The sequence below is a fragment of the Saccharopolyspora sp. 6M genome (genome assembly GCF_020176775.1).
GTDB lineage: Bacteria > Actinomycetota > Actinomycetes > Mycobacteriales > Pseudonocardiaceae > Saccharopolyspora_C > Saccharopolyspora_C gregorii.
This window is the reverse complement of the sequence record NZ_JAIUJZ010000347.1, coordinates 1-1,123: the sequence shown is the minus strand read 5'-3', so window position 1 is coordinate 1,123 and position 1,123 is coordinate 1. Positions and strand designations below refer to the sequence as shown.

Below are 1,123 nucleotides of genomic sequence, written 5' to 3'. Positions count from 1 at the left end.
CAGCCGCGACCGGCGAGCAGACCGGGACCGAGGGCACCGCGCGCACCTCGGCGGCGGAGACCACCGGCACCCCCCGCGCCACCGCGAAGACCCGCACCCGGGCGAAGTCGCAGACCAAGGCCCAAACGAAGGCGCAGACGAAGGCGCAGACCAAGACCGCGGGCACCCGGACCCGCACCGGGGGCGCGAAGTCGACCAAGAACAAGGGTGACGCGTCGAGCTGAGCGCGAGCGCATCCCCAGACGTGGCAAGGTGAACCGGGCTCGTGATCCGCGAGCCCGGCCGGTGCAGCGGCGTGGCAGGACGAGGTGGAAGACGTGACGGTCACGGTGATCGGGATCGACGGGGCGGAGCTGCCCGCGGGCGCCGCCGAGGTGCTGGGTTCGGCGCGGCTCGTGGTGGGCTCGCGCAGACACCTCGACGCGCACGCCCCGCAGCAGGCCCGGTCGCTGGACCTCGCGCAGTGGAGCCAGGCGCTGGGCGCGCTGACCTCGCTGGCGGGCGAGGAGACCGGGGTCGTGCTCGTCGACGGCGATCCTGGTTTCTTCGGCGTGCTGCGGGAGTTGCGGGAGCGCGGGGTGCGTTGCGCCGTCACCCCGGCCGCGCCGAACGTGGCCCGGCTGATGGCCCGCCTCGGCAGGCCGTGGGACTCGGTGCCGGTGGCGGCGGCGAGCGAGGACGACCTGCCCCGCGTGCTGAACCTGTGCCGGGCGCGACCGGCGGTGCTGGTGCTCAGCGGCCCGGGGGCCGGCCCGGCGCGGCTGGCTTCCGGGCTGACCGGCTGGCGGCGCACGCTCGTCGTCGGCGAAGACCTCGGCGGCGAGGGCGAGAAGATCACCACCGCCACCCCGGAGGAGGCCGCGCAGCGCAGCTGGCGCCCGGACGCGGTGGTGCTGTGCGCGGCGGAACCGAAGGAGGTCGGCGCCCGGGGCTGGCTCGCCGGCGGTGAGGTCCTGCCGCCCGCGAACGGCTGGGCGCTGTCCGAGGACGAGTTCTCGCACCGCGACGGCGAAGTGACGCCCGCCGAGGTGCGGGCGGTGGCGCTGGCGGATCTCGCGGCCCGCCCCGGCGCGCTGATCTGGGACGTCGGCGCCGGCTCCGGTTCGGTCGCCGTCGAGTGCGC

At 76.3% G+C, this 1,123-nt stretch carries 2 protein-coding genes; both read left to right on the top strand.

The genetic code is table 11. The features are described from left to right. A partial coding sequence (locus LCD31_RS28755; protein WP_374201696.1) for a hypothetical protein occupies nucleotides 1–224 on the top strand: 224 nt, incomplete at its 5' end. A gap of 93 nt (nucleotides 225–317) precedes the next feature. Further along, nucleotides 318–1,123, top strand: an 806-nt coding sequence (locus tag LCD31_RS28750; RefSeq protein WP_224963319.1) for a bifunctional cobalt-precorrin-7 (C(5))-methyltransferase CbiE/decarboxylating cobalt-precorrin-6B (C(15))-methyltransferase CbiT, incomplete at its 3' end; no start/stop codon positions are given.